Genomic DNA, 20,963 nt, shown 5'->3' with positions numbered 1-20,963 from the left:
CGGACATGATCCCAACAGAAAGGCCAGCGTCCTGTGCCGGGCCGCGGCGCACCGGCGATTGCTCCACTCAATGGCATGTCCGGCCTGCATGCGTGGACCGCCATACGGGTGATCTCCAAGGCACGCCCAACCTGCCGGAAACCAGCGAACACGGGCCTGTCGCGCGCTGCCGTCGCGCAGGGCGATCGATCAGGAGTGGCACCCGCACGGTGATCGACTGAAACTGAAATCCACGGTTCGTGATCAGTAACGGGCGCAATGCCCAGTTGAAAACGTCCTCCGGGAGGTCGGATGGTCGAGCAGTCCTCCGGGGTCCATATATCCGGGACAAGCGCGTCAGTCGTCGACAGACTTGCGGAAGTACTGGCCGACGTCACCAGCGTGGAGCGAGTTCCCGTCGACGGTCACTTCTTCGACGACCTCGGTGCCAACTCGTTGGTGATGGCGCAGTTCTGCGCGCGGGTCAGGAAAATACCGGACCTGCCGTCCGCGTCCATGAAGGACATCTACCGGAACCCGACGATCAAAAGCCTCGCCGCGGCTCTCGCGGTGACGGACCCCGCTCCCGCCGCCTCGTCGCTTGCCTCGAAGCCGTCGGCGCCGCCGGCCGCACCGACGCCGGTGACGCTGGCCAGCCGACCGACCTATGTCCTGTGCGGAACTGCCCAGTTGTTGTTCTTCCTGACATACTCTGTGGTCTTCGGAGTGGTCACCGCCCGCGGCTACGAATGGGTCGCGACCGGTTCGGACCTGGTCGACATCTATCTGCGCTCGCTGGCCTTCGGCGGTCTCGGTTTTCTGGCGATGTGCGTGTTCCCGATCGCCGCCAAATGGATTCTCATCGGCCGCTGGAAACCCCGTGAGTTCCCCGTCTGGGGTCTGACCTATCTGCGCTTCTGGCTCGTCAAGGTGCTGCTCCACGGCAATCCGATGGTCCTGTTCATCGGGAATCCGCTGTATGTGCTGTACCTCCGGGCGCTCGGCGCACACATCGGCAAGGGAGTCACGATCCTCTCCCGGACCGTCCCGGTCTGCACCGACCTCATCACCATCGGGGCCGGCACGGTGATCCGCAAGGACTCGTTCTTCGTCGGCTACCGGGCCCACGCGGGCCGTATCCAGACCGGCAGTGTCACCCTCGGCCGGGAGGTGTTCATCGGGGAGAAGTCGGTCCTCGACATCGACACGGCCATGGGCGACCGGGCGCAGCTCGGTCACTCCTCCGCCCTGCACCGCGGTCAGCGGGTCCCGGACGGCGAGCGCTGGCACGGATCCCCGGCGGAGCCCACCGAGGTCGACCATGTGAGGGTCGCTTCTGCGAGGTGCGGCACCGCGCGCCGGGTCTGGTTCGGTCTGGGCACCCTGTTCCAGCTGTTCCTCCTCTACATACCGCTGGCCGTCGGCGGGCTGTACATGCTCTTCTCCGTGGTGCCGGCGCTCGGCTCACGACTGGGACCGGACTCGGCCGGACTCACCACGGGAGCTCTGCTCAGCGACGCGCTGCTGCTGTCCTTCGTGACGTTCTTCGGCTTCGTCGTCCTGGGCCTCGCCGCTCTGTTCACCGTTCCGCGGCTGGTGGCCAGGGCCATCAAGCCCGAGAAGGTCTATCCCCTGTACGGATTCCACTACGCGCTGCACCTGGCGACAGCGCGCATGACGAACATCAAGTTCTTCGCCTGGCTCTTCGGCGACAGCTCCTTCATCGTGTACTACCTGCGCGGTCTCGGGTACGACCTGTCCAAGGTCGAGCAGACCGGCTCGAACTTCGGCACCGAGGTGCAGCACGAGACCCCGTTCCTGGCTTCCATCGGCAGCGGAACGATGGTGGCCGACGGGCTCTCCATCGCCAACGCGGAATTCTCCAGCACGTCCTTCCGGGTGTCGCGGACCACGATCGGTCCGCACAACTTCCTCGGCAACAACATCGTCTACCCGGCCGGCGGCAGAACGGGCGACAACTGCCTTCTCGCGACGAAGGTGTTGATTCCCCTCGACGGTGAGATCCGCCAAGGCGTGGGTCTCCTCGGCTCGCCGAGCTTCGAGATACCCCGGTCGGTGGAGCGTGACTCACGGTTCGACGACCTCAGGACCGGCGACACCTTGCGCACCCGTCTCGCCGCGAAGAACCGCTACAACCTTCGCTCGATGGCCGTCATGCTCTTCGTGCGGTGGCTGTACACCTTCGCGCTCATGCTGTTCGCCCTGCAGTCCGTCGAGTTGTACGGCTGGCTCGGACATGTGGTGATCGCCCTGTACCTGGCCTGCACCCTCGCCTTCACCGCCCTCTACTACGTGCTGCTGGAGCGCTGCATCACCTCCTTCCGCGCGCTGCGCCCCAAGCTGTGCTCCATCTACGACCCGTACTTCTGGTGGCACGAGCGCCTGTGGAAGGTTCCGGACCACCATCTGAACATCTTCAACGGCACCCCCTTCAAGACCCTGATCTGGCGGATGACCGGTGCCCGCGTCGGCAGCAGGGTGTTCGACGACGGCTGCTACATGACCGAGCGGACGCTCAGCACCATCGGCGACGGGTGCACCCTGAACGCCGGGAGCAAGATCCAGTGCCACTCGCAGGAGGACGGCACCTTCAAGTCCGACACCACCACGCTCGGTGCCGGGTGCACGCTCGGCGTCGGCGCCCATGTGCACTACGGCGTGACGATGGGCGACGGCGCCGTACTGGCGGTCGACTCCTTCCTCATGAAGGGCGAGGAAGTCCCCCCGAACGCACGGTGGGGCGGCAACCCCGCCGTGGACATGCCCGACGCCTCCGAACAGTCCTGTGGCATCGGCCCGGCAGCCGCCCTGCCCGCGCCCAACGGCGCCGCGAAGACGATGAGTTGAGGAGGGCCATTCGATGGGAGCGCGCGTGGAAGCCGACCGGGAGTTCTGGAGCGGTGTGCTGACCGCCGGTGGATTCACCGCCGTACCGCGGTGGGTCCGGCAGCCGGTGGCCGGAGTGGCCGAATACGAGGCGGCGGTCCCGCAGGACGTGGTGGCGGCGGTGCGCGGGCTGGCCCGGGAGTCGGGGGTCCCGTTGAGCGCGGTGCTGCTGGCTGCCCATGCCAAGGTGCTGGCCGCGCTGTCCGGTGAGCGGGAAGTGGCGACCGGCTATGCCGCCGGGGTTCGGGGCGGCCCGCTGCCCTGCCGGCTGACCGTCGCACCGGGGACCTGGCGCGCGCTGGTGTCGCGAACTCATCACGTCGAGGCCGAGCTGCTGGCGTTCCGCGACTTCCCGGTGACCGAGCTGCGCCGGGAGTTGGGGGTGACCGGACCGTCGTACGAGATCGTGTTCGATCCCGCGGGGGCCGAGAACGGGTTGGTCGACGAGGCCGCACTGGGAGTCGCCTGGTGCGACGAGGGCGGGCGGCTGTTCGTGCGGCTGCGGTATCGCACCCAGACGCTGGACTCCGAGTGCGCGGCCCGGATCGGGGGCTATCACCTGGCCGCCCTGCGGTTGATGGCCGATGACATCGACGCCGATCACTCGCGGCAGAGCCTCCTGTCGGACGACGAGGTGCATGAACAGCTCGACGGGCTGGCCGGTCCTCACCGCAGACTCCCCGAGGGGCGGGCACACGTACTGTTCGAGCAGCGGGTGCGCGAGCATCCGCAGGCGGTGGCGGCGGTCCACGGCGAGCGCGAGTGGACGTACACGGAGCTCAATGCCCGCGCCAACCGGCTGGCGCGGGCGCTGCTGCGGCGGGGGCTGGGCCGGGAAGACGTCGTCGCGGTGGTCACCGAACGCAATCTCGACTGGCTGGCCGCGGTGCTGGCGGTGTTCAAGGCCGGAGGCGTGTACCTGCCGATCGAGCCGCACTTCCCGGCCGGCCGTATCACGGCGACCCTCTCGCGCGCCGAATGCCGGCTGGTGCTGACCGAGCCCGGCAGCACCGACACCCTCGACCAGGCCCTCGCCGGCCTGCCGGGAGTCGAGAAGCTGTTCATCGAGGCGGCCTGCGCGGAGCAACATGCCGAAGGCGACCTCGGGTTGCAGGTCACCGCCGATCAACTGGCCTACATCTACTTCACCTCCGGCTCCACCGGCGAGCCGAAGGGAGCCATGTGCGAGCACGCGGGCATGCTCAACCATCTCTACGCCAAGATCGACGACCTGGGCATCGCCCAGGGGCACGTGGTGGCGCAGACGGCACCGCAGTGCTTCGACATCTCCCTGTGGCAGCTGATCTCCGCGCTGCTGGTCGGCGGGCGGACGCTCCTGGTCGGGCAGGACGCGATCGTGGACGTGGAGCGGTTCCTCGACACGATCGTCCGCGGCCGGGCCGGTGCGGTGCAGGTCGTGCCCTCCTACCTGGAAGTCGTGGTGACGTATCTCGAACGGCACCCCCGGGAACTGCCGGACCTGCGGTGTGTGTCGGTGACCGGTGAGGCACTCAAACGGGAGCTGGTCCAGCGCTGGTTCGCGATCCAGCCGGGCATCAAGCTGGTCAACGCCTATGGGCTGACCGAGACTTCGGACGACACCAACCACGAGGTCATGACGGAGGTGCCCGAACGCGTGCTGCTGGGGCACGCGGTCAACAACGTGCGCGTCCATGTCGTCGACGAGCATCTGTCCCTCGTACCGCTGGGCGCGCCCGGACTGATCGCGTTCTCCGGTGTCTGCGTGGGGCGCGGGTATGTCAACGACCCCGAGCGGACCCGCGAGGCGTACCGGGACAACCCGTACTTCCCGGGGGAGCGGCTCTACCTGGGCGGCGACTGGGGGCGCTGGCATCCCGGCGGCAAGCTGGAATTCCTCGGCCGACGCGACAACCAGGTCAAGATCCGCGGCTTCAGGATCGAGATCGGCGAGATCGAGAACACCCTCCTGCGGGTGAAGGGCGTGCGGGACGGCGCCGTGGTCGTCGCCGAGCGGGCCGACCAGAGCAAGCACCTCATCGCCTTCTACACGGGCCGCCGTCAGGAGACCGAGGTACTGCGCGAGGCACTCGGTGCGGCACTGCCCGCCTACATGGTCCCCTCCGCCTTCCACTGGCAGTCGAGCCTGCCGCTGACCCCCAACGGCAAGACCGACAAGAAGGCCCTGACCGCGCTCGCCGAACAGACTCGGCCGACCGCCGAGAGCGAGGCCGCCGGGCGGCCCGACCGCTTTGCCCTCACCCCGACCGAGCGGAAGCTGGCGGCCGCCTGGGCGGAACTCCTGGGGGTCCCCGAGGAACGGATCGGCCAACGAGACCACTTCTTCGACTCCGGAGGCACCTCACTGTCGGCGGTGAAACTCACCATCGCCCTGGACCGCGCGGTGTCCCTCAAGGACATCACCCGGCACCCGGTACTCGCCGACCTGGCCGCGCTCCTCGACGGCGCCGGCCAAAAGCGCCAGGAACTGCTCCAGCCGCTGTCGGATGCCGGTACCGCGCCGGAGTGCGCCCTGGTCTGCTTCCCCTACGCGGGCGGCAACGCCGTCAACTACCAGCCCATGGCCACCGCTCTGGCGGGCAGCGGGACCGCGGTCTACGCGGTGGAGCTGCCCGGTCACGACCTGGCCGCCCACAACGAGCCGTTCGCCGCGCTCACCCAGGTGGCGGAACAGGTCGTCACCGAGATCACCGCACTCGGCCCGGCCAGGGTCCTGCTGTGGGGCCACTCCTCGGGCGCGGCCCTCGCCGTGGAGACGGCGAGAAGACTGCGGGAGCGGGGGACCGAGGTCTCCCGGGTGTTCCTCGGCGCGCAACTGCTCGGCACCGCCGCCGACCGCCGCGCCGCCGTCGACGAGCTGACCGGCCGCAGCGACGCCGAGATCGCCGCCCGGCTGACGGCCGACAGCGGCTACACCGAACTCGGTGAACTCAACGCACAGCACGCCCGGCACATCGGCGCCGCCTACCGCCACGACTGCGTGTCCGCGCACCGCTACTTCGCCGACGCCCTGGAAGACCCGCCGGCCGTGAAGCTGTCCGCGCCGGTCACCGTGGTCATCGCCGCCGACGACCCGAACACACCCGGCGCCCGCGACCGGCACCGCCACTGGCAGCTGCTGGCCGAGCACGTGGACCTGCACGAACTCGCCGACGGCGGCCACTACTTCCTGCGCACACGTCCGGCCGAAGCCGCGCGGATCGTCCTGGGCGCAGCCGAATCGCTCGCCTCCTCCTGAACCTCCAGCCCCAGATGGGCAACCGAAGGGAAACCGAGATGTCGTCCTCACCGCTGGCCGCACCACTCGACGTGGAGCTGAAACCGGACAGACCTCCGATCCTGCACATCGATTCCCCCGGTGACGCGGCGAGTTGGGCGGCCCAGTACCGTGAGGCGGTGCGCGCGCAGGTCACCGAGCACGGCGCACTGCTCGTCCGCGGCCTGGGACTGCGCGAGACGGATCAGGTCGGTGCCGTCTTCGGCGCCCTGTCGGGCGGTCTGATGGCGGAGCGGGAAGCCTTCGCCCCCCGAGAGGCGTACGGCCCGGGGCTGTACTCCTCCTCGGCCTGGCCGGCCAACCAGCCGATGTGCATGCACCACGAACTGAGCTACACCGTCGAGGTTCCCGGCCTGATGCTGTTCGCGTGTCTGACCGCGCCCGCCGAGGGCGGGGCGACCGCGGTCGCCGACGCCGAACAGATGCTCCAGGCGCTGCCCACCACACTGAGCGAGCGGTTCGAGCACGAGGGCTGGCTGCTCACCCGCAGCTACAACGACGAGATCGGGGCGTCCCTCGCGGAGTCCTTCGGCACCGACGACCCCGCCGCCGTCGAACGCTACTGCCGGGCCCACGCCATCGACTTCGCCTGGCAGCCCGACGGCTCACTGCGCACCCGGCAGCGCCGCAGCGCCGTGGTGCGGCACCCGGTCACCGGCCGGCGCTGCTGGTTCAACCAGATCGCCTTCCTCAACGAGTGGACGCTGGCCCCGGAGGTGCGCGAATACCTCGTGGACGTCTACGGCGACGAGGGGCTGCCGTTCAACACCCGCTTCGGAGACGACACTCCGATCGGCGAGGACGTCGTCCAGCTCCTCAACTCCACCTACGAGGAGCACACCCGCCGCGAGCCCTGGCAGGCCGGTGACCTGATGCTCGTGGACAACATCCGCACCGCACACAGCAGAGAGCCCTACGGCGGAGAACGTCAGGTGCTGGTCGGCATGGCCGAGCCCTGCCGCCTGACCGACTGCGTCCCGACCCCGGAGGCAAGCCGGCGATGAGCAACACACTGTCACCCGCCACTCGGCGGACCAAGCCCCACACGGCCACGACGCCGACGTTCGCGGTGATCTCCGGCGCACAGGTGCAACAGGCACTCGCCGGCCGCGAGAAGGAGATCGTGGAGCTCGTCGAGGCCACCTACCGGCTGCACGGCGCCGGAGACTCGGTCAACCCCCCGTCGTACTTCCTGCGCTTCCCCGACCGGCCCACCTCGCGGATCATCGCGCTGCCCGCCTCCATCGGCGGCGAGGACCAGGTGGACGGCCTGAAGTGGATCTCCAGCTTCCCGGACAATGTGACGGCGGGCCTGCCACGGGCCTCCGCGGTGCTCATCCTCAACGACCACGACACCGGATACCCGTTCGCCTGCCTGGAGAGCTCCATCATCAGCGCCACGCGAACCGCGGCATCCGCCGCGCTGGCAGCCGACTGGCTCAGCCGCAACCGGCCCCGCCCCACCCGTATCGGATTCTTCGGTACGGGCCTGATCGCCCGTTACATCCACACCTTCCTGGCCGGCACCGGCTGGTCGTTCGACACGATCGGCGTGTACGACGTGTCCGCCGACAGCACCGCCGGCTTCACCGGCTATCTGCGACAGACCGACACCACGGCACAGGTCCAGGTCCACGACACCGCCGAGGAGCTGATCCGCTCCAGCGACCTGGTGGTCTTCGCCACCGTCGCCGGCGAGCCCCATGTGACCGACCAGGCCTGGTTCGCGCACCACCCGCTGGTCCTGCATGTGTCCCTGCGCGACCTCGCCCCGGAGATCCTGCTCTCCTCGGCCAACATCGTCGACGACGTCGAGCACTGCCTGAAGGCGGACACCTCACCGCATCTGGCCGAACAGCTCACCGGCAGCCGCGACTTCCTCGACGGCACCCTCGACGACGTCATGTGCGCACGGCACATCCTGCCGACCGACCGGACGGTGATCTTCTCGCCCTTCGGACTCGGCGTCCTCGACCTCGCCGTCGGCAAGTACGTCTACGACGAGGTGGCCAGGGCGGGACAACTCCGCCTCATCGACAACTTCTTCCACGACCTGCGCCGGTACGGCTGAAACCCCACTTCTTCGGCCCTGGCACCAGGAGGCCCAAGTGCCCGTCATATCCGCGCCGCAAGCCTTCAACGAAGGCGGGCTCTACGTCGACCTCGAGTCGATCCTCGGGGTGCGTTTCTACCTGAAGTGCGAGGGCTTCAACTTCGCCGGCTCCATCAAGCTGAAGGCGGCGAACGAGATGGTGGAGAGCGCCGAGCGTGAGGGAATCCTGACGCCCGACTCGATCCTCGTCGAGTCCTCGTCGGGAAACCTGGGAGTGGCGCTCAGCATGATCGCCGCGAGCAAGGGATACCGGTTCCTGTGCGTGACGGACTCCCGCTGCAACCTTTCCACCCGGCTGCTGATGGAGGCGCTGGGCAGCGAGGTGCACATCGTGGCCGACCTCGACTCCAACGGCGGCTTCCTCGGCAAACGGATCGACTACGTCCGTTCGCTGTGCGCATCCGACGACCGGTACGTGTGGCTCAGTCAGTACACCAACCCCGGCAACTGGCGGGCGCACTTCCGCACCACCGCCCCGGAGATCGCCACTCAGTTCCCGCAGCTCGACGTCCTGTTCATCGGGGCGGGCACCACCGGGACCCTGATGGGCTGCGCCCGCTACTTCCGGCGGTGGCACCGCCCGGTGCGGATCGTCGCCGTCGACAGCGTGGGCTCGGTGGCCTTCGGCGGGGAGCCGGGCCGCCGGATGATTCCGGGCCTGGGCATGAGCATGCGCCCGCCGCTGCTGAACGAGGCGTACGTGGACGAGGTGATCCGGGTCGAGGAGGCCGACACCATCCGTATGTGCCACCGGCTCGCCCGGCGCGGGTTCCTGTTCGGCGGTTCCACGGGAACGGTGGTCAGCGGCGCGCTGGACTGGCTGACCCGGCACGACACCCGGGACATCACCGCGGTGGCCATCGCGCCGGACCTCGGTGAGCGCTATCTCGACACCATCTACCAGATCAACTGGCTCCAGGACCTGTACGGGGACGACATCCTCGACTACGAGGCCCTGACCGCCTCCCGCAACGCCAAGACAGCCTCACGGGAGTCGGCACGCCGACGCAGACCCTAGGCCCTGTCGTCAAACTCCCGCCTGCCCCGCGACGCCATGCACGCTCCCCCAAGCTCTTCGAGCAGGGGGACCCCCATGACGCCGCGGGGCCCGCCCTTCGGGCGGACGACGCGAATTTGACGACAGGACCTGGGCCGTCGTGAACTCACCCGATGTCGACCACCCGTGCCCACGCGGGTGGTCGGTCCGGCACGTAGTCGGGATCGTCCTGGTCCCACGACGGCCGGGTGCGAGGGAACAGACCCACCACGGTCCGGCACGGTGGACGTGTGGCCGGCCACGGGGTCTGTCCGTCGGTGAGGGCCACGATGACATCCGGCCGTGGCCGGGTGCGCAGGGCCCGGGCGAAGCCCGTGCGCAGATCCGTGCCGCCACCGCCCATCAGCGGTATGCCCTCACCACGGCACAGCGGGTGCACGATCCGGGCCGACGCGTCGCACGGCAACACGGTGACCAGGTCACGGCGGCCGCCCACGGCACGGGAGATCGCGGTGACCTCCAGGAGCGCACTGCCCAGTTCGGCGTCGCTGACCGACCCGGACGTGTCGATGACCACACAGACCCGGGGCGGCATGCGCCTCAGGCTCGGGAGCACCGTGCCGGGCACCGAGGCCGAGCGCCGTGACAGCCGGCCGTACGAGTAGTCCTCGCCCGCGCCGGAGCCGGATGCCGCCGAACGGACCGCGGCACCCAGCAACTCCCGCCACGGCTGCGGCGGATGGAAGGCCTCCTCCGCCCAGCGCCGCCACCCCTTCGGGGCGTTCCCGGGACGGCCGTTGATGCCCTGCGCCACCCGGAACCGGACGCCGTCCCGCTCCTGCTCGCTGAGCCCGTGCGCGCCGTCCGGACCCAGGTCCCACTCCCGGTCCAGCCCGTCGGCACCGCTGCCGCAGTCCAGCCAGGACAGGTTCTCCAGCCACGGCCCGAGCCGGAACAGACGCAGATAGTCCTCCATGAGCTCCCCTTCGGGCAGCCCCATCGACTCCGGTCGGACAGCGCCCTCGGGCCGGACCAGCCCATGACCGAACACATCGTCGTTGATCTCCAGATCCGCGGCGATGTTCATCCGCAGCCGTTCCCCAGGACCGGTCAGCCCGCGCTGCCGGGCGACCCTGTCACTGCGCCCGTGGTGGTCGCGCAGCAGATGTGACACCTCGTGCACCCAGACCCCGGCCAGTTCCTCCACCGGCATCCGGTCCACGAACACCGGCGAGACATAGCACCGCCAGTACCGGTCGACGGCCATCGTCGGCACCTGCCGCGACTCGACGGGGTGCAGGGCGAACAGCGCCGTCGCCAGGTAGGGCCGGACCCGGACGGCGTGCAGCCGGGCGGCGAAGAGCTTGTCGAAGTCCAGTGTCCCCGGCGCGTCCGTCGTCATCGGCCCCCCTCCGAGGTGAGCGCGGCGGCCCGGGCCGTGGCGTGGTCCGCACGCCGCGACAGCGACACCACTGAGGCGAGCCGCTCGATCGATTCCGGTACGTCCCAGTCCTCCTGCCGCAGCGAGGCGAGGGTGGTCGCGGGGACGACCACCAGGTCCGGGGCTCCCGTCTCCAGCGCCTGGACCAGCAGGGCCCACGCCGCGTCCCAGCGGGACTTCTCCGGGCGGTTGCGGACCGCCTCCACCACACCTTCGAGTGCGGCCTGGCGCCGGTCCCCGCGCTCGGGCAGTTCGGCACCCGCCGGGTCGGCGAGCAGGACCTCGGGATCCGGCAGGTCCATCCGGTCCAGACAGGCCAGCAGCTCCAGCCCCGGACCGTCCCCCACCGTGCCCCTGACCAGCAGCGAGAGCACCTCTCTGGAGGAGCCTGCCGCGGTCGCGAAGGCGATCAGGCACACCGTCATGTCCCAGCTGCGGGGCGACGGCCATGCGCCGCCCCGGCGCGTCTCACTGCTGGGCAGCCGGTGCACAAGAGCGGGCCGGGTGGACAGGAGCCCGCACACCGCACGGCGGGCCAGGTCGACGGCCTCGGGCAGCCTCCGCGGATCGAGCCGGGGCAGGGTCGCCCGGGGCCAGGTCCCGCCGAGGCCGCGCACCACGACCTCATGGTCGTGGGTCCACTGCAGATGCACGAACCGGTTGGCCAGCGGCGGGCTCAGCTCCCAGCCGTCGGCCGCCGAGGACCGCGGATTGGCCGCGGCCACGATCCGGACCCCGGGCGGCAGTCGCAGGGCGCCGATCCGGCGTTCGAGCACGAGACGCAGCAGGGCGGCCTGAACGGCCGGCGGCGCGGTGGACAGCTCGTCCAGGAACAGCAGCCCCCGGCCGGCCCGTACCAGTCGTACCGCCCAGTCCGGCGGGGCCATCGGTACACCCTGTTCGGCGGGGTCGTCCCCGACGATGGGCAGCCCCGAGAAGTCGGACGGCTCGTGCACGCTGGCGATCACCGTGGTCAGCGGCAGGTCCAGGGCCTCGGCGAGCTGGGTCAGGGCGGCGGTCTTGCCGATGCCCGGCTCACCCCACAGCAGCACGGGCAGGTCGGCGGCCACGGCCAGCGTCAGGGCCTCCAGCTGGGTGTCGGGGCGCGGTTCGGTCGTGGTGTCCCGCAGCAGTGCCAACAAGTCGCCGGCGACGTCGAGTTGGGAGGCGCCGACCGGGTCGGAGAGCGAGCCGGAGTGGGAGTCGGCCATGGCGAACGGGCTGTATGCAGGCATGTTTGATCACCTTTGGGTGTGTGGTGAGACGTGTGGGTGAGGGGAGGCCGGAGTCCGGAATCCGGAGTCCGGCCTCCCCCGGGTCGGGAGTGGCGGCGTGCGGGGTCAGCGAGCGATGGCGTGGCGCGGGTGCGCGCGGCGGCCACCGGGACGGCGCCCTTGCGGGCGGAGGCGGTCGGGCCCCGGTCCGATCAGGCCGGCCCTGAACAGCCCGTAGCTGATCCGCCGTTGTGCGGCCGCCTCCAGTTCGTCACGCAGCGCGCCACTGCGCAGCACCGCGTCGGGGCCCAGCAGCCCCTCGACGACGGCCAGCGCGCCGGCGGTGTCACCGTGGTCCAGGCGTTCACGCACACCCGTGAGACAGTCCGGATGACGGTGCGCCTCGTCGACGGCCCGCAGACAGGGGAGCGGAGTACCGGTCAGCGCGGCCAGCAGCTCCTCCCGCCGGACCTCGGCGGGATCGTGGTCCAACGCGGCCAGGACTCCGTCGACCAGACCGATCCGGTGCCGGGCTCCCCGGCACTCCACGATGCGCGGCTGTCCGGCCGGGTCAGCGCCACGGGGCGGACGAACCGGTGAACGGCCCGGTACCAGTGCCGAGCCGACCAGCGGGTGCAGCTGATCGACCTCGATCAGACCCGCGCGGAGCAGTTCGAGGTCGGGTGGCACCCAGGTCGCCGCGTCGGGCAGCACCGGCAGCCCGGAGTCACCGCCATGCCTGGACGCCGCCGCGATCCGCAGACCGGGCGGTCCGACGCCGCACCCGTCCGCGACCAGGTCCAGGGTCAGCCGATGCCGGCCGCCCAGTCGTACGGTCACGCCGCAGTCGGCCGGACGCCCCTCGTCGTGCAGCAGGATTCCCGCCTCGGCCGCCCACCGGTGGACGGCACAACTGCGGTCCTGCGGCAGCATCCCCAGCAGATCGGGGTCCCCGCCGGGAGAACCGTCCGCGGGCAGCCCTTCGAGCCCGGACCGCACTCTCAACTCATCGGTTCTGCGCGCGTCCCACAGATGGCGGTGCAGGTCGAGGCGGAACCGTGCGCTGGGATGGGGGTGCGGATGGCGGCGGGCGCTCGGCTCACTGTGGGACCCGTCCCACAGTGCGAGGCTGATCCGCTGCCCGGCATCCGCCCAGGCCGGGGGAGTACGGGCCACGAGATGCACCGGGTACGGGCCGTCACGCCCCGCCGTGTCGTACCGGGCCAGCGCGACGGTCAGGCCGGGGCGCAGCAGCCCGTCGGGAGCGATCCTCGGCATGTGCCAGCGCAACAGGTCCGGCGCCAGATGCCTTAGATCGGCCCGGAGTCGGGCCATGAGCTCCCGGCCGTGCGAGCGTGACACGGAACGCAGGTTGAGATCGACGTCGATGCATGCCCGCGGCGGCACAGGCCCCGGCCCAGTCCCCGGCCTGGCGGCGGGCGGTCGCGGTCTCGATCATGGTGGGCGGCACGGCGAACTCGCGCACGCGCAGCCAGAAGGAAGTACGGGAATCCCCGTTCGCGGTTCGGGTGAGCATCAGCACTCACCTTGTGCGGACGGGACCCCCGATCTGTCAACAGAGTGAGTGGTCATCGCGGCGAGCATAGCGCCGCCATGGCGATCTGTCAGGCGCGTTGTGCGCGCGGGGACGACAGGGCCGGGAACCACGGCGACCCCGCCCCGGCCTGCGAACCTGAGTCAATAGGACAGTTGCGGGTACCAGTCGCCGCGTCCGGCCGGTGTCAGATCGAGGAGGTGCCAGACAGGGGCGAGCAGATCGATGCCGCGCTCGGCGATGTCCTCGGCCATGCGCGGATGGGCGGAGTAGCGGTGCCGGACCGTGCCGTCGTCGTCGCGTGTGAAGACGGAGATGGTGGAGTCCTGCGCACCGTCCTCGTCCTCGCTGCCGAGGTCGTACTTGAAGGTGCTGTCCCCGCAGCTCAGCAGGCGTAGCCGGGACCAGCCGCGGTTGCGGGCGTGGCGGCGGAGGGCGGGCAGGTCGGCGGCCGCGGCGATGGCGAAGTCGGCGTTCTGGGTCACATGGTGGGCGACGCCGCTGAAGCCGTCGATCCACAGGGTGCACATCGGGCACGGCTCGGTCTGCAGCTTGCCGTACATGAGGTGGTAGACGATCAGCGGCCGGTCCGGGGAGGTGAACAACCCGCTCAACGTGACCTCGCGGACAGGAGTGTCGCCCGCGTCGAGATCGGCCGGGCCTTCGAGGAAGACGTAATCGTCGACGGCCGGCCCCTGGGGGAGTGCCCGCCGTCGGGCCGCGACCTCCTCGCGTTGACGCATGAGGTCGATCTCGGCCCGGCGGAGTTCCTCGCGGGCGGCGAGATAGTCGTCGGACTCGCCGGACAGTCGGGTCTGCCGCAACATCGCTTCCTCCTGGAATGGCCGGCCCCCCAGGGTCATCCCAGCCTACCTGGCGCGATCGGCGCCATCCGATAGGATCGGGCCATGCGCAGCAGCGACCGTGCCTCCGGCTTCCGTCCGCATCGCGTCGTGGTCCTCGCCCTCGACGGCCTGCTCCCCTTCGAGCTGGGCATCCCGCACCGGATCTTCGGGCGCCCCAAGGACGCGCGGGGGCGCCACCTGTACGAGGTGATCACCTGCTCCATCCGGCCGCCCGGCCCGGTCCAGACCGACGCCGACTTCGCCATCCAGGTCGGGCACGGCCCGGAGGTCCTGGCCACGGCCGACACAGTCGTCGTCCCGGCCTCGTACGAGCTGGGGCCGGTCTTCGACGAGGGCGTTCTGACCGCCGAGCTGGCCGCCGCGCTCGCCCACATCCGTCCCGGCACCCGGCTCGCCGCGATCTGCACCGGCGGGTACGTCCTCGCGGCGGCCGGCTACCTCGACGGCCGCCCGGCGACCACGCACTGGGCGGACGCCGACCGCTTCCAGCGGATGTTCCCGCAGGTGAAAGTGGACGCCGACGTCCTGTTCATCGACGACGGCGACGTCCTGACCTCCGCGGGGGTCGCCGCCGGCATCGATCTGTGCCTGCACATCGTGCGCCGCGACCACGGCACCGCCGTCGCCAACGACGTCGCCCGCCGCACGGTCGTACCGCCCCACCGTGACGGCGGTCAGGCGCAGTACATCCACCGCCCGGTGCCGGACCCGCAACTGGCCACCACGACGGCCGCCCGCGCCTGGGCGCTGGGCCGGCTCCACAAGCCGATCCAGCTGCGGGACATGGCCGAGCAGGAGTCCATGTCCGTACGCACCTTCACCCGCCGCTTCCGTGAGGAGGTCGGCGTCAGCCCCGGCCAGTGGCTCACCCAGCAGCGCGTCGAACGCGCCCGGCATCTGCTGGAGTCCAGCGACCTCTCCGTCGACCAGGTGGCCCGGGACGCGGGCTTCGGCACCGCCCAGTCGATGCGCCAGCATCTGCAGGCGGCGCTCGGTGTCACGCCCACCGCGTACCGGCGCACGTTCCGGGTTGCGTCAAAGGCGGCGTGACGCGGGCTATTCTCCTCGGCATGAGTGAGGGGGACAGCGGCAGACGGATCGTCGACGGCCGCTTCGAACTGCAGGTCAGGCTCGGTGGCGGCGGCATGGGCACGGTGTGGCGCGCCCACGACCTGCTGCTGCACCGCAGCGTGGCCGTCAAGGAAGTACGGCCACAGGATCCCGGTCTCGCCGAGTACGACCCGCAGGCCGCGCGGATGCTGCGGGAGCGGGTCCTGCGCGAGGCCCGTGCGCTCGCCAGGGTCGAGCACCCGAACGTCGTGACCATCCACCACATCGTCGACGGCGGCGGGGACTCGTACCCCTGGATCGTCATGGAACTGGTCGAGGGCGGCTCGCTCGCCGACCGGCTCGACCAAGGCGCCATGGCCCCCGCGGAGGCGGCCCGCATCGGCCAGGGCGTCCTGTCGGCGCTGCGCGCTGCGCACGCCGCCGGCGTCCAGCACCGCGACGTGAAGCCCGCCAACGTCCTGCTGCGCCGCGACGGCCGCCCGGTCCTCACCGACTTCGGCATCGCCGCGGTGCGCGAGTCGACCACGCTCACGGCCACCGGGGCACTGATCGGCACCCCCGACTACATGGCGCCCGAGCGCATCTCGGGCCAACCGGGCGGCCCCGAGGCGGACCTGTGGTCCCTGGCGATGATGCTGTACGTGGCGGTCGAGGGCCATCATCCGCTGCGCAAGGCCACGACACTGGCCACGCTGGCCGCCGTGCTCTACGACGACGTACCGCCTCCCACTCACGCCGGCCCCCTGACCGCCGTACTCAACGCCCTCTTGGTGCGCGACCCCGCGGCAAGGCCGGACGGCGAGACCGTCGAGCGTATGCTCGCCGCCGCGGCCCGACCCGCCCCCGAGCAGGCACCCACCTCGTACCCGCTCGCACCGCCGACGCCGACTCCGCCGTACGGTCCGGCGACCTTTGGGCCCCCTCCGGGTATGACCACGGCGGATGTCGCACTTTCCCCGGCCGAGAAGACCCTCAAGCGGCAGCGGCGGATACGGAGCGTCGTCATCGTCGGTTCGGTCGTCGCCGCGATCGTGGCCGGCAGCCTGATACGGGGGCAGCTGGCCGATGGCAACCACGACGACGCCTCGGACTCTCCCCGCGTCACGGGCACGCCGGCCGGAGCCACCTCCCATGCGACCGCGTCGACGACGAGCCCGGCGGAACACCAGACACCCGGCAAGTCGAAGGACTTGCTCACCCCCGACGGCATCCGCACCGCGCTGAAGGCCATAGAGGACGAGACGGGCCGCCACTCCTACGGTGACCTCACCGTCTACCCCGAATACGTCTCCGCGGAGGTCATGGTCTCCGGCAGCCGGACCCAGTACGACACGTACACCTACCGCACCGACGGGGGCGTGGAGAAGGGCATCATCAGCGGCTCCCTGATGGGCGGCGACCAGCCGGTCAGCCTGACGAACTTCAACTGGGACGCCCTTCCGTCCCTGCTCGCCCAAGCGGTGAAGAAGCTGAACGTCGACAAGCCGACGACCCGCTATCTGCTCCTCCGTCAGCCGAACACGCTGACCGACACCCAGGCGGCCATGGCGGTCTACATCAGCAACGACTACAACCAGGGCGGCTACCTGGAAGCCTCGCCGCAGGGCAAAGTGACCAGGACGATGCCCTACGACGGCTGACTACCGCACAGCTACGACCGCAGCGGCGAGCACAGCAGGGCGGCCGGGCCCTGGGAGCTGCCGAAGCGGGTGGTGAAGGCGATGCCTGCGGTGTACTCGTCGGCGGCGCACTGGCCCTTGTAGTTGCCGTAGGCGAAGTCGCCGCCTGCGGCATCGGAGGGGCGGTTGTCGGAACGATCGAACCAGACCGTACGACCCGTGCGGCCCAGCGCAGTGCCGGCGGGTGCGCACAGGGCCGCCGACACACGCTCACCGCGCCGGCTGTAGCCGATGACGAACTGCCCGGCCGGGCACTGGAGTTTGGTGTAGCCGCCGGCCCAGTCGCCGCCCGCGGGCACGTACCGTTCGTCGGTGACGACCGTCTGGGCGTTGCCCGAGGCGCGCAGGTCACCGGCGGTCGCGTCGGTGCACAAACCGCGGCCGGCGGTGTGACTGAGGCCGATGAGCCGGAGGCCGTCGGGGCACGCGGCCTTGTAGGCCCCGGAGTCCCAGTCGCCGCCGGCCCGCACGCGCAGGGACTGCACCTGGTCGCCGTGGTCGGTGGTGAGCATGCGCCAGGTGGCGGTGGGGGCGATGTACCCGGTGCGGGAAGCCGAGGTCATCAGATGGTTCCAGGCGGTGCCGCGCCAGTCGCCCTGGTCGAGGATGCCGTACCGGCGCCCCGCGCTGTCGTAGCGCAGCAGGGCCCAGTCGTCGTGGCCCTCCCAGCCGACCAGGGGCCAGTAGGCGAAGTCGGTGTCGTGGTCGGCGAAGTAGTCGGTGATGTTGCCGAACCAGGTGCGGGCCGCGGTGCCCGTCTCACCGGCTCCGATCCCGAACTCGCTGATCCACACGGGCGCGGTGTAGTGCTGCCCCTCGGTGGTGACGAAGAAGGCCTGATCGGCGAGGACTTGGTACAGCTGGTCGCGGGTCAGGTCCTGGTAGCGGGCATCGTGGGTCTCGCCGATTCCGGTCGCGCCGCTGTGCCGGGGGCCGGTGTAGCCGTAGAAGTGGGCGGAGTAGACCAGCTTGTGGGTGTCCACGAGGGTGTGCGAGAGCGTGCGCACGGGTGTGAGGGTCGGGCGGTCGTGCGGCAGCCCGTCTACGGGCACACCGGTCCAGTTGATGCCTTCGACGACGATGAGCAGGTTCGGGTTGCCCTCGGTGAGGATGCGGTCCGCGGCGAGTTGGGCCGCGGCGAACCAGTCGTGCCCGTCGCCCGAACCCCAGTTGGGGTCGTCCCAGACGTCACGGCGTACTTCGTTGTAGAGATCCGCGCCCACGACACGGGAGTTGGCGGCATACCGGTGGGCCATGAAGACCCAGTCGTCGGCCCACTGCTGGGTGGACTGACTGCTGTTCCAACGCTCGTTGCCGTCGATGCCGCAGCACCAACGGGACGTGTTGGTGTGGTTGTTGAGGACGACCGCGAACCCGTCCTGGGTGAGGGCGGTCACGACGGCGTCGTACACCTGCAGCGGTGTCCTGCCGCGCAGCTGCGCATTGGCCGTGACGGCGGCGTCCGGGACGGGCGTCGTCGAATGGATCATCTCGTTGGAGAACGGCAGCCGGATGCTGTTGATGCCGAGCGCGTGGAAGTCGGCGAGCAGCGCGGACAGGGGGGCGCGGTCCAGGCCGAGGGGTATGCCGTAGGAGTTCTGGCCTGCGTGGTGGTTGGCCGGATCGGTGACGCTGCCGCTTCCGGTCCAGGAGCCCTGGGCGCCGTCCCAGTTGGCCGACCGCAGCCGGAAGCGGTTGCCCTGGGCGTCGACGATGTAGCGGCCTCGGGTGGAGAGCGGCGGCTGCCAGGTGTCGGCCGCCGGGATCGAGGCTTGGGAGGCGGTCCCGGCGGCGGCCGGCTCCGGGGTGGCGGCGAGGGCCGTCGGGGCGGTGGCGAGGAGAGTGAGCACCGTGACGGTTGCTGTCAGGTACTGGACAAGTCTGAAGGTCGGCATCCGGTCCTCTGCGGGCGGGTGGTGGGGAGACTGACGAGTCGCCACCAGCGTAGGGATGGAAAGCGGTTCGGGTCGACGTCGGTTGCCCTCGACATGCTGTTCCCCGGTGGGTACGGGAGCGCATGCTCGTGAGACTCCCGCCCCCAGCGGCGTGGCACTCACCGCGGCACACCTGCTTCCAGTGAGGATTACTGGCCGTTCCGCTGGGTTGTCTGGAGGCAGATATGACGGTGAATCGGCTCGGCCTGGTCGTCCACAGCGGGCGTCCGGAAGCCGTGGAGGCCGCACGGATCGTACGCGCGTGGTGTGCCGAGCACGACGTGCCGTGTACGGACATCGACGTGTGGCGCGACGGCGGCAGGCACAGTACGCGTGACGAACTCGACGCCGCGGGCGACCCGGACCTCATCGTCACGCTGGGGGGCGACGGCACGTTCCTGCGCGGCGCCCGGCTGGCCGCCGCCAACGACTCCCTGGTTCTGGGCTTCGACCTGGGACGGGTGGGCTTCCTCACGGAGGCCCCCGTGGCAGCGGTGCGTTCGGCTCTGGACGCCGTCCGGGAGGGGCGGCACCAGGTCGAGAAGCGCATGCTGCTCACGATGCGCGCGTCGTGCCGCCTCGAAGTGCCCTCGGACGTGGAGGGTCTGTTGCAGTACGGCCGCGGCCCGCTGCTGCCGCCACCGAGTGTGCGCCCCGAGTGCGAGGCCGACAGGGACTGGGGCATCCCCCTTCATGTCACGGCGCTCAACGACGTCGTCGTCGAGAAGCTGTCGCGGGACCGGCAGGTCTCGGTCGGCGTCTACATCTCCGGCAGGCTCCTCGCGTCCTACTCCGCCGACGCGCTGCTGGTCGCCACACCCACGGGCTCGACCGCCTACAGCTTCGCCGCCGGCGGCCCGGTCGTGTCGCCCCGCTCGGAGGCGCTGGTCTTCACACCGGTCGCTCCGCACATGACCTTCAACCGGTCGGTCGTCACGGCCCCCGACGAGCCCATCGGACTGCGTGTGCTCGAACGCTCCGGCCGGGCGGCGGTCAGTGTGGACGGCCAGGTGCGTGGCGTGCTCGATCCGGGGGACTGGATCGGGGTGTACGCCGCGCCGCAGAGACTGCGGGCCGTACGGCTCGGGCCCATGGACTTCTACGGCCGTCTGCGCGAGCGGATGAACCTGACCGACGCCCCGGCCGCCGTGGCCGACGGGACCGCCGCTCCGCTGTGGTCGGTCACCACCCCTCCGCCCGGCGACCTCGCCCACCTCGAATTCCTGAGGGGACCGGACGATCCGTCCCGGGTTCCCTAGGTACGGCCCACGGCTAGGTACGCCCCACGGCCCGGAGGACGGGCTGTGACTTCCCCCACCTGCCCTTGCCGCAGGCCAGGGGGCCTACCTAGGTTCGGTGACATGTCCTCCCATGGCCCCGCCCATCCTGTCGATCCGGACGAACCCGACGCGGTGCGCGGGAACGGCGCCGGACGACCGGACACCTCCGCGCCGGTCGACTTCTCCGTCGACCTCGGCGCCCACGAGGTGCTGCGGCGGGCCCATGTCCTGGACGCCCTCGGCCCCGACTGGGATCCCGTCGCCGTGCTCCAGGACGAGGAGGCGGCCTACGACCTGCTGTACTCCGGCCTCAGCGAGGAGCAGCGACAGATCTACGACGACCTGGTCGCGGCCGGTGTGCTGCCGAGGAGGGGAGACGGCAGTGCTGCCGCTTGACCCGCAGGCCGACATCGGGCGCCGCGCCTGGGTGAGCTGCCCGAACTGCGACGACAGCCAGGGGTGCGACACCTGCGAGCAGCGCCGCACCTGCTCCGAGCACTGGCGGTATCTGCTCCGTAACACCGGCAGCCTGCTCCATCTGCAGTGTCCGTCGTGCGGCCACATCTGGGAGCACGAGACCGGCTTCGGCGCGACCCGCTCCCGCTGGGAGCGCATCACCAGCGGCCTGCGCCGACAATGATCGGCAGTCG

14 protein-coding genes and 1 pseudogene are annotated in these 20,963 nt (G+C 70.5%); 10 read left to right on the top strand and 5 right to left on the bottom strand.

Annotated features, from left to right (window positions below):
* Nucleotides 1–291 precede the first annotated feature (291 nt).
* The 5 genes from ACFY1J_RS11420 to sbnA are packed head-to-tail and all read left to right on the top strand — an operon-like array spanning nucleotide 292 to nucleotide 9,294.
* Nucleotides 292–2,847, top strand: a complete 2,556-nt coding sequence (locus ACFY1J_RS11420; RefSeq protein ID WP_390731113.1) for a Pls/PosA family non-ribosomal peptide synthetase — start codon at nucleotides 292–294, stop codon at nucleotides 2,845–2,847.
* A gap of 13 nt (nucleotides 2,848–2,860) precedes the next feature.
* On the top strand, nucleotides 2,861–6,124 hold the full coding sequence (locus ACFY1J_RS11415; RefSeq protein ID WP_390731112.1) for an amino acid adenylation domain-containing protein: 3,264 nt from the start codon (nucleotides 2,861–2,863) through the stop codon (nucleotides 6,122–6,124).
* Between the two features lie 38 nt (nucleotides 6,125–6,162).
* The gene (locus tag ACFY1J_RS11410; protein WP_390706038.1) at nucleotides 6,163–7,167 is read left to right on the top strand and encodes a TauD/TfdA family dioxygenase; all 1,005 of its coding nucleotides are present in this window, start codon (nucleotides 6,163–6,165) and stop codon (nucleotides 7,165–7,167) included.
* On the top strand, nucleotides 7,164–8,234 hold the full coding sequence (sbnB, locus tag ACFY1J_RS11405; protein ID WP_390706039.1) for a 2,3-diaminopropionate biosynthesis protein SbnB: 1,071 nt from the start codon (nucleotides 7,164–7,166) through the stop codon (nucleotides 8,232–8,234). The genes ACFY1J_RS11410 and sbnB overlap by 4 nt, the downstream gene beginning before the upstream one ends.
* 37 nt (nucleotides 8,235–8,271) lie before the next feature.
* Entirely contained in the window at nucleotides 8,272–9,294 is a 1,023-nt protein-coding gene (gene sbnA / locus ACFY1J_RS11400; protein ID WP_390706040.1) for a 2,3-diaminopropionate biosynthesis protein SbnA, read from the top strand.
* 145 nt (nucleotides 9,295–9,439) lie between these two features.
* On the opposite strand, the gene ACFY1J_RS11395 is transcribed toward sbnA, so the two are convergent.
* The 4 genes and pseudogenes from ACFY1J_RS11395 to ACFY1J_RS11380 form a co-directional block, all read right to left on the bottom strand.
* Entirely contained in the window at nucleotides 9,440–10,675 is a 1,236-nt protein-coding gene (locus tag ACFY1J_RS11395) for a VWA-like domain-containing protein (RefSeq protein WP_390731111.1), read from the bottom strand.
* Nucleotides 10,672–11,949 carry an AAA family ATPase gene (locus ACFY1J_RS11390; RefSeq protein ID WP_390706042.1) on the bottom strand — a complete coding sequence of 426 codons (1,278 nt, stop codon included), beginning with the start codon at nucleotides 11,947–11,949 and terminating at the stop codon, nucleotides 10,672–10,674. The genes ACFY1J_RS11395 and ACFY1J_RS11390 overlap by 4 nt, the downstream gene beginning before the upstream one ends.
* Nucleotides 11,950–12,054: 105 nt before the next feature.
* A pseudogene (locus tag ACFY1J_RS11385) lies at nucleotides 12,055–13,465 on the bottom strand (hypothetical protein).
* A gap of 161 nt (nucleotides 13,466–13,626) precedes the next feature.
* Entirely contained in the window at nucleotides 13,627–14,310 is a 684-nt protein-coding gene (locus tag ACFY1J_RS11380) for a DUF899 family protein (protein ID WP_390731110.1), read from the bottom strand.
* An 81-nt stretch (nucleotides 14,311–14,391) separates the two neighbouring features.
* Here ACFY1J_RS11380 and ACFY1J_RS11375 point away from each other — a divergent pair, with 81 nt between their 5' ends.
* Both ACFY1J_RS11375 and ACFY1J_RS11370 read left to right on the top strand, forming a co-directional pair.
* On the top strand, nucleotides 14,392–15,399 hold the full coding sequence (locus tag ACFY1J_RS11375; RefSeq protein WP_390706045.1) for a GlxA family transcriptional regulator: 1,008 nt from the start codon (nucleotides 14,392–14,394) through the stop codon (nucleotides 15,397–15,399).
* Nucleotides 15,400–15,419: 20 nt separating this feature from the next.
* Entirely contained in the window at nucleotides 15,420–17,060 is a 1,641-nt protein-coding gene (locus ACFY1J_RS11370; protein WP_390731109.1) for a serine/threonine-protein kinase, read from the top strand.
* Between the two features lie 11 nt (nucleotides 17,061–17,071).
* Here ACFY1J_RS11370 and ACFY1J_RS11365 read toward each other — a convergent pair whose 3' ends face one another.
* Nucleotides 17,072–18,994, bottom strand: a complete 1,923-nt coding sequence (locus tag ACFY1J_RS11365; protein ID WP_390731108.1) for a glycoside hydrolase family 5 protein — start codon at nucleotides 18,992–18,994, stop codon at nucleotides 17,072–17,074.
* 224 nt (nucleotides 18,995–19,218) lie between these two features.
* Here ACFY1J_RS11365 and ACFY1J_RS11360 point away from each other — a divergent pair, with 224 nt between their 5' ends.
* The 3 genes from ACFY1J_RS11360 to ACFY1J_RS11350 all read left to right on the top strand — a co-directional run bounded on the left by ACFY1J_RS11360 (nucleotide 19,219) and on the right by ACFY1J_RS11350 (nucleotide 20,953).
* Nucleotides 19,219–20,292, top strand: a complete 1,074-nt coding sequence (locus tag ACFY1J_RS11360) for an NAD(+)/NADH kinase (protein ID WP_390706048.1) — start codon at nucleotides 19,219–19,221, stop codon at nucleotides 20,290–20,292.
* Between the two features lie 102 nt (nucleotides 20,293–20,394).
* The gene (locus tag ACFY1J_RS11355) at nucleotides 20,395–20,709 is read left to right on the top strand and encodes a DUF6400 family protein (protein ID WP_390706049.1); all 315 of its coding nucleotides are present in this window, start codon (nucleotides 20,395–20,397) and stop codon (nucleotides 20,707–20,709) included.
* Nucleotides 20,696–20,953 carry a hypothetical protein gene (locus ACFY1J_RS11350; protein WP_390706050.1) on the top strand — a complete coding sequence of 86 codons (258 nt, stop codon included), beginning with the start codon at nucleotides 20,696–20,698 and terminating at the stop codon, nucleotides 20,951–20,953. The genes ACFY1J_RS11355 and ACFY1J_RS11350 overlap by 14 nt, the downstream gene beginning before the upstream one ends.
* Nucleotides 20,954–20,963: the final 10 nt, after the last annotated feature.

Origin of the sequence: Streptomyces sp. NPDC001406 (genome assembly GCF_042895285.1) — a bacterium.
GTDB lineage: Bacteria > Actinomycetota > Actinomycetes > Streptomycetales > Streptomycetaceae > Streptomyces.
Note: the sequence above shows the minus strand (reverse complement) of the source record. Positions and strands in the feature narration are given on the sequence as shown.